Raw genomic sequence first — 14844 nt, 5'->3', positions numbered from 1 at the left:
GAGGACACAGAGAACGCAGAGAAAGAGAACAGAGAGATCGATGGTTCCGAGGAAGGACGAATTTGATATAATTTATCTGGGTTTATCTGTGTTTATCTGCGGTTGAAAAAGGGAGTTGATTGACCGCAGATGAAAATGGATTGATGCGGATTTAGATCGCGCTTTCGGTTTTGGTGGTAGGCTGGGAAAGTGGGGTGTAGCGGAAGGGCGATCGATTATTTATGGACGCTGAAGAACTTTTAGAAAGATACGCTAAAGGCGAACGGAACTTTCAGTCGGCTATGCTGAGAGGGGTAGACCTCAAAGGTGCAGACTTGAGTGGAATAGACTTAACCTCTGCAAACTTGACAGCAGCAGAGTTGAATGAGGCAAACCTAACCAAAGCAACGCTTAATAGTACAAACCTCACCAAGGCATCTCTGAAAGGTGCAAATTTGAGCGGGTTAGTAGCAACTTCTTCTCCAAACTTCACTTATGCAGATTTGTCCGGTGCTGATTTGAGTAAAGCCAATATTAATTATGCTAAGTTTAGTAATGCGAACTTGAATGAAGCAAACCTAAGTGATGCCGAACTAACTTCTGCAAACTTCACTGAAGCATCCTTGATTGAAGTGTATTTGAGTAGAGCTAAACTTAACAATGCAAATTTGACTAAGGCAAACTTGACTGAAGCAGACTTAAGTCGGGCGGATCTAACTGGCATAAAAATCAGAGATACTAATCTTCAGGGAGCCAAGCTGCGCGGTGTCAATTTGTCTAACTATGACTTGTCTGGTATCAATCTAGCAGAAGCCGATTTAGCTGGAGCAGAACTGGTAGAAATAAATCTGAGAAACGCTTGTTTGCGGAGGACAAATTTAGAGAGAACAGGTCTTCAAAGAGCTAATTTGATGCGAGCAAATCTGGAGGGTGCTAAGCTTAAAAGAGCAGATTTGACTGACGCAAAGAGTTATGGTATGAACATCAAGGATGCAGACTTCACTGGTACAATCATGCCCGATGGAGAATTTTACAAACCGGAAACCTCTCAACAACAATCCCAAAAAGTGACATCTATGACGCGCAAAATTATTCGTACTGACAAAGCACCGGCACCCGTGGGCCCTTACAATCAAGCCATTGCCGCAACGGGCACTATGCTGTTTGTAGCTGGCCAAATTGCGATCGACATTAGACTAAACGATATTGTCTACACCGACGACGTGGCAAAACAAACCGAACAAGTTATGGCAAATCTCGAAGCCATTCTCACAGAAGCCGGCGCTACTTGGTTGGATGTCGTAAAAACTACGGTTTTCCTCAAAGATATGAATGATTTTGCCGCCGTGAATGCGGTTTATGCGAAATATTTTGATGCGGAAACTGCACCGGCACGCGCTTGTGTGGAGGTTTCGCGTTTGCCGAAAGATGTATTAGTTGAGATTGACTGTATTGCGGTTATTTGACTATTAGGGCCCGATCCCCCCTAGCCCCCCTTAATAAGGGGGGGACAAGAGCCGTCTCAAAGTCCCCCTTCTTAAGGGGGATTTAGGGGGATCGAGACTCAGCTAAAAGAGAGATTTATCAAGGGTTTTAGGCTGAAAATTGAACCCTGTTTCGCAGGCGATCGCCCGTTTTAGGAAGAGGTTTGTCTGAGTAGTCGTAATGTTCTGCTAGGATACTCGTGAGAGCACCTGTATGGGAAAGCAATCTATCCTCCCATCCAGGGGAAGAAAGCGATTCCGTTTTGAAAACGATCAACCGTTTCGGCATTGATTTATGCCTCCTTCTAACATACTTTATATTTTCTTCAGTCCGCGTAGGCGGACTTCGTTTATGTAGTTGCGGTTTCAACCGCCGAAAGATAAAAGAGGTAACTTTATATTTGATTGAGTCCGCTAGGAGTAAACTTAATTTATGCAGTTGCGGTTTCAACCGCCGAGGGTAAAGTGCGCGAATGTATTAACTTCTACAGCCGATCGCACTTTTGTCGATCTGTCGCTGTCGCGCACCTACTCCCAAATCAATCTGAAACAATCAGATTTAATCTCAATTAGCAATTAGCAATTACTAATCACGAGTTACCAATTAGCAATTAGCAATTACTCTACAAGTAATTACCAATTACCAACCGTAAACTATTTATTCAGCGCTTCGCGGGCGGCTACCGCTTCGTCGGGATGAATATTCAAGCGGGTCAAATTAATTCGACCTTTGTTGTCAATTTCTCGCACTTTGACAATCACTTCATCGTTCACAGCTAACTCGTCTTCCACTTTGCCAACGCGGTAGTCGGCTAACTGGGAAATGTGAATCATTCCTTCTTTTCCGGGCAAAATTTCCACAAAAGCGCCGATCGGAATAATTCGAGTTACGCGACCGACATACACGTCTCCTGCATTCAACTTGCGCGTCATGCCTTGGACAATGTTGTAAGCCCGCTGAGCTTTTTCGCTGTCGTTGCCGGCAATTGTCACGGTTCCGTCGTCTTCGATGTCTATTTTGACACCGGTTTCTTCGGTGATGGCTTTGATCGTTTTGCCACCTGGCCCAATTACCAAACCGATAAATTCTGGATCGATTTTCAGGGTTAGCAAACGTGGTGCAAACGGCGACATTTCCTTGCGGGGAGTGTCGATGCTTGCCAGCATTCTTTCTAAAATGTGCAGTCTGGCGGGTTTGGCTTGGCGGATGGCATTGGCAATTACATCTAAGGGCAAACCTTTGATTTTCATGTCCATCTGCAAAGCAGTAATCCCGGTGTCGGTACCGGCTACTTTGAAGTCCATGTCGCCTAAGAAGTCTTCAATTGCCTGAATGTCAGTCAAAATTCGGACTTCATCGCCTTCTTTAATTAAGCCCATTGCCGCGCCGCTGACGGGTTGGGAAAGGGGAACGCCTGCATCCATTAATGCTAGCGTTGAGGCGCAAACTGAACCCATTGAGGTGGAACCGTCGGAAGAAAGGACTTCTGAAACTACGCGAATCACGTAGGGGAAATCTTCTTTGGATGGCAAAACCGGCAGTAAAGCGCGTTCTGCGAGGGCTCCGTGACCGATTTCTCGGCGTCCGGGCGATCGCATCGGCTTGGTTTCTGCTACCGAAAACGGCGGGAAATTGTAGTGATGCAGGTAGCGTTTGTCTTGCTGTGGGTGCAAGTCGTCTCCTAAGTCTTGGGCGTCGCCTGGGGTTCCCAGGGTAGCTGCGGACAAGACTTGAGTCAACCCGCGATTAAACAACCCAGTGCCGTGTACTCGCGACGGCAGCACGCCTACGCGACAAGAAACGGGTCGCACCTCGTCTAGCTTGCGGCCGTCTACACGGACGCCATCTTCGAGGATCTGCTTCCGCATCATTTTTTTGGTAACGTCTTTGAAAACGTTGCCGATCGCCTTGCTGTTGGCGGTGGCCGCTACTTTTACCGGGTCCTCTTCCGGGAGTTCGGCGATCGCAGCTTCGACTGCATTTGCCTTAACTTCATCCAATGCTGCATTCCGTATTGTTTTGTCTTTTTCAAATCTTGACAAAATGATGCGGATGGGTTCTTGGGCGCGATCGCGAATGAAGGTTTCCAGGGCCGAATCTTGCGATGGCCGTTCCTCTACCACCAAATCGATGCCCAATTCCGCCATAATTTCGCGCTGGGCTTGAATCAAGTCACAGGCTGCTTCATAGCCGAAGTCGATCGCCTCGATGATATCCTGTTCGGGCAACTGGTTGGCGCCGGCTTCCACCATGATTACTCCATCAGGAGAACCAGCTACCACGAGATCCAACTCGCCTTCTTTGATTTCGCTGTAGGTGGGGTTGATGATGAAATCGTCCCCTACCAAACCGACTCGCACTGCCGCCATCGGCCCGTAAAACGGCATTTTCGCCAGCAGTATCGCCACCGAAGCCCCCGTCACCGCCAAAACGTCCGGTGGCACTTGTTCGTCCATCGAAACCGTTGTGGCTACAACTTGGATGTCATCTCGCAGCCAGCTTGGAAATAGCGGGCGCAGCGGTCGATCGATCAAACGGCCAGTCAAAGTCACTTTTTCTGGGGGACGCCCTTCCCTTCGCAAAAATCCACCGGGAATTTTACCGCCAGCGTAGAGTCTCTCTTCGTAATCCACCAACAGGGGCAGGAAATCAATTCCTTCTCTCCCCTGCGATCGAGTCGCTGTCACTAAAACCGCCGTGTCACCCGACTGAATCAAAACTGCACCGCCTGCTTGAGGCGCTAGTAAACCAATCTTCAGTCTAATATCCCGTCCATCGAAGGATATTGACTTGTCTATCTCTACCATGTAGCACTGCTTCCTTATCTACCACATTCTTTCTCTGTCGGGATCGTAACATTACCACAGGATGTTTGAGAGTCCGACGCCAAAAGACAGGGATAATCGCCTCGCGATCGACTGTCTGTGTCTCGATTGTAAGCATTTATACTCGAAATTTTTTTTTTGCTGTCTGGGGTCGATTCTCCGGTCGATCGTCCGCTAAACGCCTTCCATAGATGGTACGATCAATTTTCGTTTGGGAATTGGGACGTTGAAGGAAGAAGGAAGAGGGATTTAGTTATCTAGGCCAGGGAATAAGCGGTAAGGTGTGCCCTAAGTACCTAAATATAAAGGTTCTACCTAATTCCTATCTGGCTCAAAATTTCCTCGGTTTGTTTTAAATAAAATTTTCACAAATCCCATATAAATGCTGTAGTCAACCTCGCACTTAAATACAAATATCAGGGTAAAAAAGATGGCAATTTTACACGGCAGTTGGCTACTTGAAAATGAGAAAAGTTGCTTATTTATTTGGGGAGAAACTTGGCGGAAACTTGGGGCAATTGAAACCCTAGAATCGGGGATAAATTTACCGCACCCCTTAGCCATGACCGAATCGGAATTTAAAACTTTCCTAAATTCCTTGCAGCAGTCGGGAAAACTCAACTGGCAATTACCGGAAACCGCAGAAACTCCCCCGGAAAAAAGCAAAAAAACTAGGCGATCGCCCAAAACTCCCAACGAAGAAATTACCGCACCCAACTCCTCAATTAAAAGGGAAATTCGGGCGATCGCACTTCCCACCCAAATCTCAGAATCGAACACAACTCTGATGCCGCAGCACTCAGCAGCAGCACTTGAGGAACCGGCCAAAACCGAGGAAATTTACCTTTATCCCTGGCAAGTCGAGGGTTTTTGTCTCAACCCTCAAGCAGCTTTTGTTTTCTTGCAATCACTACCGCTTAACAGCACGGAACCCGACTCTTTTGTCGGCTCAGATTTGCGTTTTTGGTCTCATGTTGCTAGGTGGAGTTTGGATTTGTTGGCAAGATGCAAGTTTTTGCCTGGATTGGAGAAACAGTCGGACGGTTCTGCTATTGCCAAATGGCAACCTCTGTTAGATAGTTCTACAGATACACTCCGCCTCGCCACTTTTGTCAAGCAAATGCCGACGGCTTGCAGAACATATCAATCGAAGGAAGGCACGACACGGATTTTGACACGGATACACGGATTAATTATCGATGATCGTGACTCAGATGTTGAAGTCAGAGGGGAAAAGGAAGAAGAATCCAGTCAATTGCCTTTAGCGGTGGATTTGCCGATGGGGGCGGAGGAATTGGTGTTAGGGTTTTTGAGCAGTATTGTAGATAGTCAAGTGCGATCCTCTTCGAGGGCTGCGCTAACGGCTGGTAGCTCTACTTTAGACATCAAAGCAGTTTCTCCGGTGCGCGACTGGCTGCAAGCTTTGCAGCAGGAATCTGGGAGAGTTCAAGTAGAAACAGCAGCATTGGAAAATTTGGCAACCAAGCTGAGTGCTTGGACTGCACCGCTGCAAAACCAATTATCTCAACAAAGTCAATTTCGCACTTGCTTTCAACTCATACCACCAGCGCCCGGTAAAGCCAACTGGAATTTAAATTATTGCTTGCAAGCAGCAGATGAAACCGAATTTTTGGTAGACGCGACAACTGTTTGGAACAACTCTGTCGAGCGTTTGGCTTACGCGGGGCGGACAATAGAATTGCCTCAAGAAACTTTGCTCAGCGGCTTGGGTTTAGCCTCGAAACTTTATCCGTTAATTGAACCGAGTTTGCAAGCCCAGCGGCCTCAATCTTGTCTTTTAAAACCGTTAGATGCTTACAATTTTATCAAGTCTGTGGCTTGGCGGTTTGCTGATAGCGGGTTGGGCGTAGTTTTGCCGCCGAGTTTGACAAAGACAGATGGTTGGGCGAGTCGTTTGGGTTTGAGCATTCAAGCGGAAACTCCGAAAGTGAATCCGGCGAAAGGCGGGTTGGGATTGCAAAGTCTGCTAAATTTTAAGTGGGAATTGACGATCGGCGGACAGCGCCTTTCTAAGGCAGAATTTGACAGATTGATCGCGTTGAATTCGCCTTTGGTGGAAATTAACGGTGAGTGGGTGGAGTTGCGCGCACCGGATGTGAAAGCGGCTCAAACTTTTTTCGCCAGCCGCAAAGAGCAAATGACTCTTTCTTTGGAGGATGCTTTGCGTTTGGCGTCGGGCGATTCTCAGATGATCGAGAAATTGCCTGTGGTGAATTTTGAGGCTACGGGTCAACTTCAGGAATTGTTGAATACTTTGAGCGATAATCAAGCGGTAAGTGCGATCGCAACTCCGGCTAGTTTCCGAGGACAATTGCGGCCTTATCAAGCCCTAGGAGCAGGCTGGTTAGCATTCTTAGAACGCTGGGGTTTGGGGGCTTGTCTCGCGGACGATATGGGACTTGGTAAGACGATCGAGCTAATTGCTTTCCTCGTGCATTTACAAGAACAAGATTCTCTAGAAGCGCCAACATTACTGGTTTGTCCGACATCAGTATTGGGCAATTGGGAGCGCGAAGTCAAGAAATTTGGCCCGACGCTAAAAGTGTTAGTTCACCACGGAGACAAACGCGCTAAAGGCAAAGCATTTGCGGCTGAAATAAAGGGAAAGGATTTAATCATTACCAGTTACGCCTTGGTATTTCGGGATGCGAAGGAATTTCAAGGCATTAAATGGCAAGGATTGGTTTTAGATGAAGCGCAAAATATTAAAAATTCCGAGGCGAAGCAGTCGCAAGCGGTGCGACAAATCGAGGCATCTTTTAGAATTGCGCTGACAGGAACTCCCGTGGAAAATAGACTGCAAGAATTGTGGTCTATTTTGGAGTTTCTCAATCCTGGCTATTTGGGGCCGCGCAATTTCTTTCAGCGCCGATTTGCAATTCCGATCGAGAAATACGGAGATCGAGAATCATTGCAGACTTTGCGATCGCTCGTTCGGCCTTTCATCCTCCGCCGCCTGAAAACTGACAAAGAAATCATCCAAGATTTGCCCGAAAAACAGGAGATGACTGTATTTTGCGGACTGGCGACTCAACAGGCGGTATTATATCAGAAAATAGTCGAAGAGTCAATAGCGGAATTAGAATCAGCAGAAGGCATTCAGCGCCGGGGAATGATTCTGGCTTTGCTGGTAAAACTCAAGCAACTTTGCAACCATCCGGCTCTTGTGAAAGCAGAAGCTAAGCCGAAACAATTGGAGATTAAGAGCCAGGAATCGGGGAAATTGCAGCGGTTGGCGGAAATGTTAGAAGAGGTGCTCGCTGAGGGCGATCGGGCTTTAATTTTTACTCAATTTGCCGAATGGGGAAAACTCCTGAAACCGCATCTAGAACAGCATTTAGGACGAGAAGTTTTGTTCTTGTACGGAGGAATTCGGCAACAGCAGCGGGAAGAAATGATCGATCGCTTCCAGCACGACCCCCAAGGCCCGCCGATTATGATTTTATCTTTAAAAGCTGGTGGTACTGGTTTGAACTTAACCAGAGCAACCCACGTTTTCCACTATGACAGATGGTGGAATCCCGCAGTAGAAAATCAGGCAACTGACCGCGTATTTCGCATCGGTCAAACTCGCAATGTGCAAGTTCACAAATTTGTCTGCACGGGTACGTTAGAGGAGAAAATACACGATATGATTGAAAGTAAAAAAGCTCTAGCCGAACAAGTGGTCAGCGCTGGCGAAAACTGGCTTACCGAGCTAGATACAGACCAACTTCGGAATTTACTCATTCTCGATCGCAATGCTATCATAGAAACAGAAGAAGAATAATATGATTAATTACCAATTCCCAACAGCACGACACGGATGTCACGGATACACGGATAGCTGTTTTTTCCTTTCTGACCGAAAGCATCCAGGATACAAGCCCCCGGATTCATGCGTCCAGAAATAAAAAACCTGTATCCGATAAACAAGCCTCCGAATTAATCCGTGGGGTCAATGCTTCAATCTAAAATCTAAAATCTAAAATCTAAAATCGATTGACTCCAGCATCCCAATTACCAATGCCCAATGCCCGATGCCCAATTCCCAATTCCCGATTGAAGCCAGAAGGAAGAAGGAAGAGGGAAGAGAAGGAGATAGGGAAAATTCCCTGTTTTGCCAATGCCCGGTTCCCAATTCCCAATTCCCTGTTTTGCTGATTCCCGATTCCCAATTCCCAATTCCCGATTCCCAAATCTAAAATCTAAAATCTAAAATCTAAAATCGAATGATTGACAGAGAATGGTGGACACAACAGTGGTTAGATTTAATCAATACCTACCGCTTCAAAAAGCGGTTAGAACGTGGCTGGCAGTACGCGCGCGAAGGTAAAGTTCTCAGCATTAAATTTCCCAATCAAGAAGTAATTGCCGTAGTTCAAGGAACAGATCCAAAACCCTATCAAGTTTCTTTAGGACTCGATACATTGACTGATGAAGATTGGGATTATGTGATTGAAAATATGTCACAAAGAGCAGTTTTTTCAGCTAAATTACTAGCAGGAGAAATGCCACACAATATTGAGGATGTATTTGCGGCTGCTGGCAAAACCCTATTTCCGTTAAGCTTGTCAGATATTCGATCGCGCTGTAGCTGTCCTGACCCCAAAAACCCTTGCAAACACATCAGTGCAGTATACTACTTATTGGGCGATCGCTTCGGCGAAGACCCTTTCGTACTCTTTCAACTGCGCGGAAGAACTAAAGAGCAAATATTGACAGCACTCCGCCAAAGACGGGGTACGGAAGGAGAGGAAAATTCCCAACTCAAATCCGGCGAAAATGCCCCCACTACCAATTCTAAATTGCCGAAGGTCGATCGCTTTTGGGAATACAATCAGCAGCTAGAATCATCTTTAGTAGTAATTGTACCGCCGCCCAGCAGCGAAACAGTCTTAGATATCTTAGGCCCAATTCCCATCGCCACCGACGGAAAAGGCAGCGCTAGCAAATCCTCGCCCGCATCTGACGCCCTCAAGCAGCATTTTAGCAAAATCTACCAAGCAGTTAGCCAGCAAGCAGTTTTAGCAGCACTGAAACGGGGCGAAGGAGATTAACCTAATTTCATCGCACATAAGCTGTGTTGCATCTAGATTGCCTATGGTATTAGAGAGGGAGAGGGGGAGAAGAGGAGAGGGGGAGAGGACTTGACGATTTTTGATCGAGACTCGAAATATACAATTTAAATGCACAACAGCTTAGGATAATAGGACTATGGCTGATAACAAATCAGGCTTTAATACCCATTTTATTCTTTAGTCCCTCTCTGGTGGAAAGAGAGTTTGTCTAGAATAGATTTCAACCGACGAGTCTTACTTTTTGCAATTTCAGTTTACACTTCGCGCCAATTACTCATAATCTCTATCAATTCCTGGGGGCGCTTAATCAAAAAATCGGGATTGTGTGCAGCCAAAGCCTCCTGAGAATTAAAACCCCAACCTACAGCAATTACCTTAATTCCTGTTTTTCGAGCAGCTTCTATATCTCTAATCTCATCTCCCACATAAACGACTTGTTTAGGATTTATATGTTCTCTTTTTAGCCAGCTATTAATAACTTTATGTTTACCAAAAGTTGAACCAGAGTAAATAAACGTGAAAGTGTCTTGCAGACCGTTTTTTTCCAGCGATGCCAAGACGTTTTCTCTGGAATTAGATGTGATTATGCCCAGTTGAAATCCCTGTTTTTTTAAATCGAGTAAAACTTCTTTAATTCCCGGAAATAATTGAATGTTGGGAATTTCGCTGCGTAACTCCGCTTTCAACATTCTAATCAACAGCGGGAATTTGAAGATAGAAATGCCCGAATACTGAAGAATTTGCCAAGAAGTTAAATTGCTCAGTTGAGCGATTTGCTCTTTGGTGGCAGACTTAAAGCCTAGTTCTACTGACAAACGGTTGGTGATGCTTAGAAGAATATCGATTGTATCTGCTAAAGTACCGTCAAAATCAAAAATAATTACTTTGGTCATTGGACAATAGCAAATAAGGAACGGGGAAGCATACAATTTTAGATTTTAGATTTTAGATTGGGAATGACTTACTGCATAATGTATTGACTCTTGGCGATCCGTACACACCCTAGGCTTATTATCTATAGGGTAAGGTGCCCCTAAACACCCTGAGCGCGAACATCTCAACTTTTAAGGGTTAATTTGATTGGCTTTCGCATTTCGCCGCAGCATTTCGGGTTTAATGCGTCGCAGCGCCGAAGCGGTAAATCTGCGGTTCCATTCCTCGTCGGAAATGTCGGCTAATTCTGCAAGTGTCGGTGCTATATTTTCAGGATAAGGCTCAAAGTCTACCACATCAGTTGGTTTAGCAAATCGCTGATTCCAAGGACAAACATCCTGACAAATATCGCAGCCTGCTACCCAACCTTGTAAATTAGATGCAATTTCGTCGGGCAATTTTTCAGCTCGATTCTCGATCGTGTGATAGGCTATACATCGATCGGCATTCACCACAAAAGGCTCAGTAATTGCTCCCGTTGGACACGCCTCAATGCAGCGAGTACAAGTACCGCAATGTTCCGTATGAGGCTCATCGGGCGCTAACTCCAAATTAGTCAAGATTTCGCCCAAAAACACCCAAGAACCGTATTCGCGCGAAATTACATTACCATTTTTGGCAATCCAGCCAATCCCAGCACGCTGCGCCCACATTTTATCCTGAATCGGCCCGGTATCAGCATAATACCGCGCTTCAATTCCCTCGCCTTGCGATCGCACCCAATTTGCCAAAACCTTCAGTTTTTTGTGCAAAATTCTATGGTAATCCCGCCCCCAACCGTAGCGAGAGATTTTAGCATATTCGATCGCTGCATCGTCCCCCCCCTCCCACAGGGGATTTTCGGGGCGTTGGTGGGGCGTGTAGTAGTTGATGGCGACACATATTAATGACTGCACCTCTGGCATCACCAATTGAATATCCTGCCGTTTCGGGTTTGCCATCCATGCCATATCCGCCTGATAACCCTTGTCCAGCCAAGCTTGCAATCTTTGTTTTTCTATATCAAAATCCTTGTCTGTTGAGGCTATCCCGACTTTGTGAAATCCCAACTCAAGGGCTTTTTGCTTAATGCGATCGCTATTAATTGATTTTTTCATCACCTAAGAAACCACTGCACAATTTGTGCCATAAGTCTAGTAACTTTCAGAGTAATTTTGAGACAGTATTGATAATACTTTGGCAATCTTTATATTTATAAGTTTGAACTCCAAAATGTCAAAAATGTTACATAATTTAATTTAGGGAGAATTCGATTCGCTAATTCAAGTACGCAAGTAAAACCGACAGCGAATCCCACAGCATACATATGGCAGTTAGTATTCAATCAGCTCAATCTATTTTCTCCAACACCGAGATTGCTAGCGTTGTTCCGGCTACCACGGAAGCGTTCTACAAACTCAGCGTTGAAGACCAACTAGCCTTGCTCTGGTATGCCTACACCGAAATGGGCGTTTCCATCACCGCAGCAGCACCGGGAGTAGCCAGCATGGCGCTTGTCGAAGGCATTCTGAGCGAAATCAAGCAAATGTCGCCGGCTGCTCAAAGCAAAACCATGTTTGACCTAGCCAGCAACGCCGACACAACAATTGGCCGGATTTACACTTCTTTGCGGGTCAACACCAAACTCGGTTTCTGGTACGAGTTGGGTCAGTTGATGAAACAGGGCGTTGTCGCTCCGATCCCCGCCGGCTATCAAATGTCTCCCGAAGCCACCGCAGTTCTCGAAACCATCAAGCAACTAGATCCGGGTCAGCAAATTACCGTACTTCGGAATACCGTAGTTAACATGGGCTATGACCCTGCTTTTAACCAAGAGTACGGCAAACGCTCAGCCCCCCGCAGCACTCCCACCGCTCCTGAAGAGCGGGTGAAAACCCAAATTGAGGGTATCAGCGAGCAGACAGTGCTCAGCTACATCGACTACATGAACGCCTTCGACTTCACCCCAGCCGTCGGTTTATTTGCTGAAGAAGGTGCCCTGCAACCACCTTTCCAAAAGCCGATCGTTGGTCGCGACGCTATCCTCAACTATATGCGCGAAGAGTGCGTCGGACTGAAAATGATGCCCGAGCGAGGCGTATCGGAACCGGCAGAAGATGGCTACCGCCAAGTGAAAGTCACTGGCAAAGTCGAAACTCCCTGGTTCGGATCGAATGTGGGTATGAACATCGCGTGGCGGTTTTTGCTCGATCCCCAAGGTCAAATTTTCTTTGTGGCGATCGACTTGTTGGCATCTCCTAAAGAATTGCTCAATTTGATCCGCAAATAGAATATTCTGGTTGGCTCTGTTAAACAGACTTGGCCAGAAACCCAGATGCCGTTAGGTGTCTGGGTTTCTATCATTTTAGATTTTAGATTTTAGATTTTAGATTCAAGAATTGAAGGATTGGAAATGACTTATGGTAAGCTGTTGTGCATTTAAATTGAATGTCAAAAAATAATCTAAGTCTTGTGGGGTGGGCCGTCTAGCCCGCCCTGAATATGCAATTTAAATGCGTGACAGCTTATTAGGGTTTGCAGCTTGGCTACACTTGCATTTTTTGAAAGTAGTATTGATTTTGGTCGATCTGAAAGCTGCGATCGACGCTCTCCCGTTCCTCCTTTTTTCGGAGAATTATTTTCCTAGCCCTACTTATATCTTTTGAGGGATTTGCTGCGACAAAGAGAATGATTACAGTATACTCATTCATCTAAAATCACTTCTTTTATGACCGCAACAACTCGACCTATTTTAACTACCTCTATAAAGATTGCAGGCATCACAAACCCAACGGTACTGCGATATTTTGAAACTTTAAACGCGGGCGATTTTGACGCGACGGCTAATTTATTTGCCGATGACGGGGTTCTGCACGCGCCGTTTGAAGATCCCATTATCGGCAACATCTCGATCGCCACTTATCTCAAAAAAGAAGCGCGAGGAATGCAGCTAGAACCCCAGAAAGGTGTCAGCCAAATTTTAGAAGATGGCAATGTAGAAGTTCAGGTCAGCGGCCGGGTGCAAACTTCCGCCTTTGGTGTTAATGTCGGATGGCTGTTATTGCTCAATTCTGACCAAAAACTCCTTTCTGTCACGGTCAAACTGTTAGCTTCTCCCCAAGAATTGCTAAATCTGCGGTCGCAGACGAAATTTGATGTTTGATAAGCTGTTTCACATTTAAATTGTCTATTTTGGTTTGACCTGTCGATCGCACGTCATAGCTAAAGTCGTGCGATTGACAGGTTAATCGGCTCTTGATCGCCAGAATGAGGCAGAAACCGGCTTTTTTCAAATCTTTGGTGAAGTGCCACTCACGGTATAAAAATCCCGTTTCTGCGGTATTTGTGCGATCGGGACTGTACCCCTACAATCTTACAGTCTCGCCTTGGGCTGACAATTCCCGCATCCAGGATACCCGCCACGTGATTCATCCGTCCACAAATAAAAAACCTGTATCCGATAAAGGAGCCGAACGTATTTATCTCGCGCAAGTCAATGCTTCAATTCTTTAATCTAAAATCTAAAATCTAAAATCGCGCAATCGATTGACGCTACTGCGCGGAAAATTGGCTGTCACCGCAGCGCGTGCGACAGACAGCCAAAGCGAGTCAAAAAGTGCCTTGCCAATCATTAATGACTAATGACTAATGACTAATGACTAATGACTAATTAAGATTTTTCCGGCAAACTCGCTTCCAACTTGAGACAGTTGCGACCGTCTATTTGCAAAGTGTAGTCCACCCGATCCATAAGTCTGCTCATAATCAGCCAGCCGTAGCCGCTTTCCTGTTTAGCTTCCGGCCTCGGGGGATTGTAAGTATCCATTTCGTAACCTTTACCGTAATCCCAAATTTCTAAACCAATATCCCTATTTTTTAAATTCAAGCGAATTAACACGGGCAAATTGGGTTGATCTTTGTGAGCATGGCGGATCACGTTAGAATAGGCTTCTGCTAACACCAAGCGCAAACGATTCGACTGACGCGGCCAATCGACGTGCTCTCCTAGCTCTACTTCCAAACTGCTCAGCAACCAATTTTCAACAATTGTTAAAAACCGCAAGTCGCTTGGCACATGAAGCTCAGTATTCATAAAAAAATCCCGTAAGTTTGAAAACCCTGTGTCTTCACACCAGGTATGAAACACGACGCGCCGAATGGATTCGGCCTCAATACTTGTCGCTACTTGGGGGATACTAGCCTTTTCTGTTTAAAAATCCGGCATTCGTCATTCGGTAGAAGGCAGAAGTTAAGAGTATAGTTGAAAACTTTTCTTATGGGCCTAAAGCCGCTTAACAATTGATAATTATACCGAGACTGCAAGCAGCGAGGTATAAAAAATCTGTGTTTCAATCCTTGGCTTTTAAGCGTTGGTGTTTTCTGACGAATGCCTTCTACCTTAACCCTTGACAGGTATTTAATCCCCCAGGAAAGCGATTCAGGAAACTAGCTGCGCCATCGCCGGCTAGGTTTTTTACTGTGGTTTTTGACTGTTGACGATAACGCCGTCCTTTGCAGGACTACTCTATGGGCCGTCAACAAGCAGGGCTTAAGTTTTTTCG

13 protein-coding genes are annotated in these 14844 nt (G+C 45.8%); 8 read left to right on the top strand and 5 right to left on the bottom strand.

The annotated features are described in order from the left end of the window. Positions 1-221: 221 nt before the first annotated feature. Entirely contained in the window at positions 222-1445 is a 1224-nt protein-coding gene (locus QUB24_RS18950) for a Rid family detoxifying hydrolase (RefSeq protein ID WP_333154714.1), read from the top strand. A 127-nt stretch (positions 1446-1572) separates the two neighbouring features. Here QUB24_RS18950 and QUB24_RS18945 read toward each other — a convergent pair whose 3' ends face one another. Continuing rightward, positions 1573-1752, bottom strand: coding sequence for a hypothetical protein (locus QUB24_RS18945; RefSeq protein WP_333154713.1), 180 nt, complete (start codon positions 1750-1752; stop codon positions 1573-1575). A 144-nt stretch (positions 1753-1896) separates the two neighbouring features. On the opposite strand from QUB24_RS18945, the gene QUB24_RS18940 reads away from it, so the two are divergent. Beyond that, complete coding sequence (locus QUB24_RS18940; RefSeq protein ID WP_333154712.1) at positions 1897-2043, top strand: hypothetical protein; 147 nt, start codon at positions 1897-1899, stop codon at positions 2041-2043. Positions 2044-2117: 74 nt separating this feature from the next. Here QUB24_RS18940 and QUB24_RS18935 read toward each other — a convergent pair whose 3' ends face one another. Next, entirely contained in the window at positions 2118-4271 is a 2154-nt protein-coding gene (locus QUB24_RS18935; RefSeq protein ID WP_333154711.1) for a polyribonucleotide nucleotidyltransferase, read from the bottom strand. A 448-nt stretch (positions 4272-4719) separates the two neighbouring features. Here QUB24_RS18935 and QUB24_RS18930 point away from each other — a divergent pair, with 448 nt between their 5' ends. The 3 genes from QUB24_RS18930 (at position 4720) to QUB24_RS18920 (ending at position 9349) form a co-directional block, all read left to right on the top strand. Next, complete coding sequence (locus tag QUB24_RS18930; protein WP_333154710.1) at positions 4720-8079, top strand: DEAD/DEAH box helicase; 3360 nt, start codon at positions 4720-4722, stop codon at positions 8077-8079. Between the two features lie 250 nt (positions 8080-8329). After that, positions 8330-8494: a hypothetical protein gene (locus QUB24_RS18925; protein ID WP_333154709.1), complete on the top strand. Its 165-nt coding sequence runs from the start codon at positions 8330-8332 to the stop codon at positions 8492-8494. Positions 8495-8521: 27 nt separating this feature from the next. Further along, the gene (locus tag QUB24_RS18920) at positions 8522-9349 is read left to right on the top strand and encodes an SWIM zinc finger family protein (RefSeq protein ID WP_333154708.1); all 828 of its coding nucleotides are present in this window, start codon (positions 8522-8524) and stop codon (positions 9347-9349) included. A gap of 275 nt (positions 9350-9624) precedes the next feature. Here QUB24_RS18920 and QUB24_RS18915 read toward each other — a convergent pair whose 3' ends face one another. Beyond that, the gene (locus QUB24_RS18915; RefSeq protein ID WP_333154707.1) at positions 9625-10263 is read right to left on the bottom strand and encodes an HAD-IA family hydrolase; all 639 of its coding nucleotides are present in this window, start codon (positions 10261-10263) and stop codon (positions 9625-9627) included. A 171-nt stretch (positions 10264-10434) separates the two neighbouring features. Beyond that, positions 10435-11400: a tRNA epoxyqueuosine(34) reductase QueG gene (queG, locus tag QUB24_RS18910; protein WP_333154706.1), complete on the bottom strand. Its 966-nt coding sequence runs from the start codon at positions 11398-11400 to the stop codon at positions 10435-10437. A 209-nt stretch (positions 11401-11609) separates the two neighbouring features. Between queG and QUB24_RS18905 the strand changes: the two genes are divergently transcribed. The 3 genes from QUB24_RS18905 to QUB24_RS18895 all read left to right on the top strand — a co-directional run bounded on the left by QUB24_RS18905 (position 11610) and on the right by QUB24_RS18895 (position 13795). Then, positions 11610-12572 carry an orange carotenoid protein N-terminal domain-containing protein gene (locus QUB24_RS18905; RefSeq protein WP_333056433.1) on the top strand — a complete coding sequence of 321 codons (963 nt, stop codon included), beginning with the start codon at positions 11610-11612 and terminating at the stop codon, positions 12570-12572. A gap of 438 nt (positions 12573-13010) precedes the next feature. After that, a complete protein-coding gene (locus tag QUB24_RS18900; RefSeq protein WP_333154705.1) occupies positions 13011-13445 on the top strand; it encodes a nuclear transport factor 2 family protein in 435 nt (144 codons plus the stop codon). Between the two features lie 104 nt (positions 13446-13549). Then, the gene (locus QUB24_RS18895) at positions 13550-13795 is read left to right on the top strand and encodes a hypothetical protein (protein WP_333154704.1); all 246 of its coding nucleotides are present in this window, start codon (positions 13550-13552) and stop codon (positions 13793-13795) included. A gap of 157 nt (positions 13796-13952) precedes the next feature. Here QUB24_RS18895 and QUB24_RS18890 read toward each other — a convergent pair whose 3' ends face one another. Next, complete coding sequence (locus QUB24_RS18890; RefSeq protein WP_006633914.1) at positions 13953-14375, bottom strand: ATP-binding protein; 423 nt, start codon at positions 14373-14375, stop codon at positions 13953-13955. Positions 14376-14844 lie beyond the last annotated feature (469 nt).

This window comes from Microcoleus sp. B9-D4 (genome assembly GCF_036705105.1).
GTDB lineage: Bacteria > Cyanobacteriota > Cyanobacteriia > Cyanobacteriales > Microcoleaceae > Microcoleus.
This window is presented reverse-complemented; position numbering and strand designations above follow the sequence as displayed.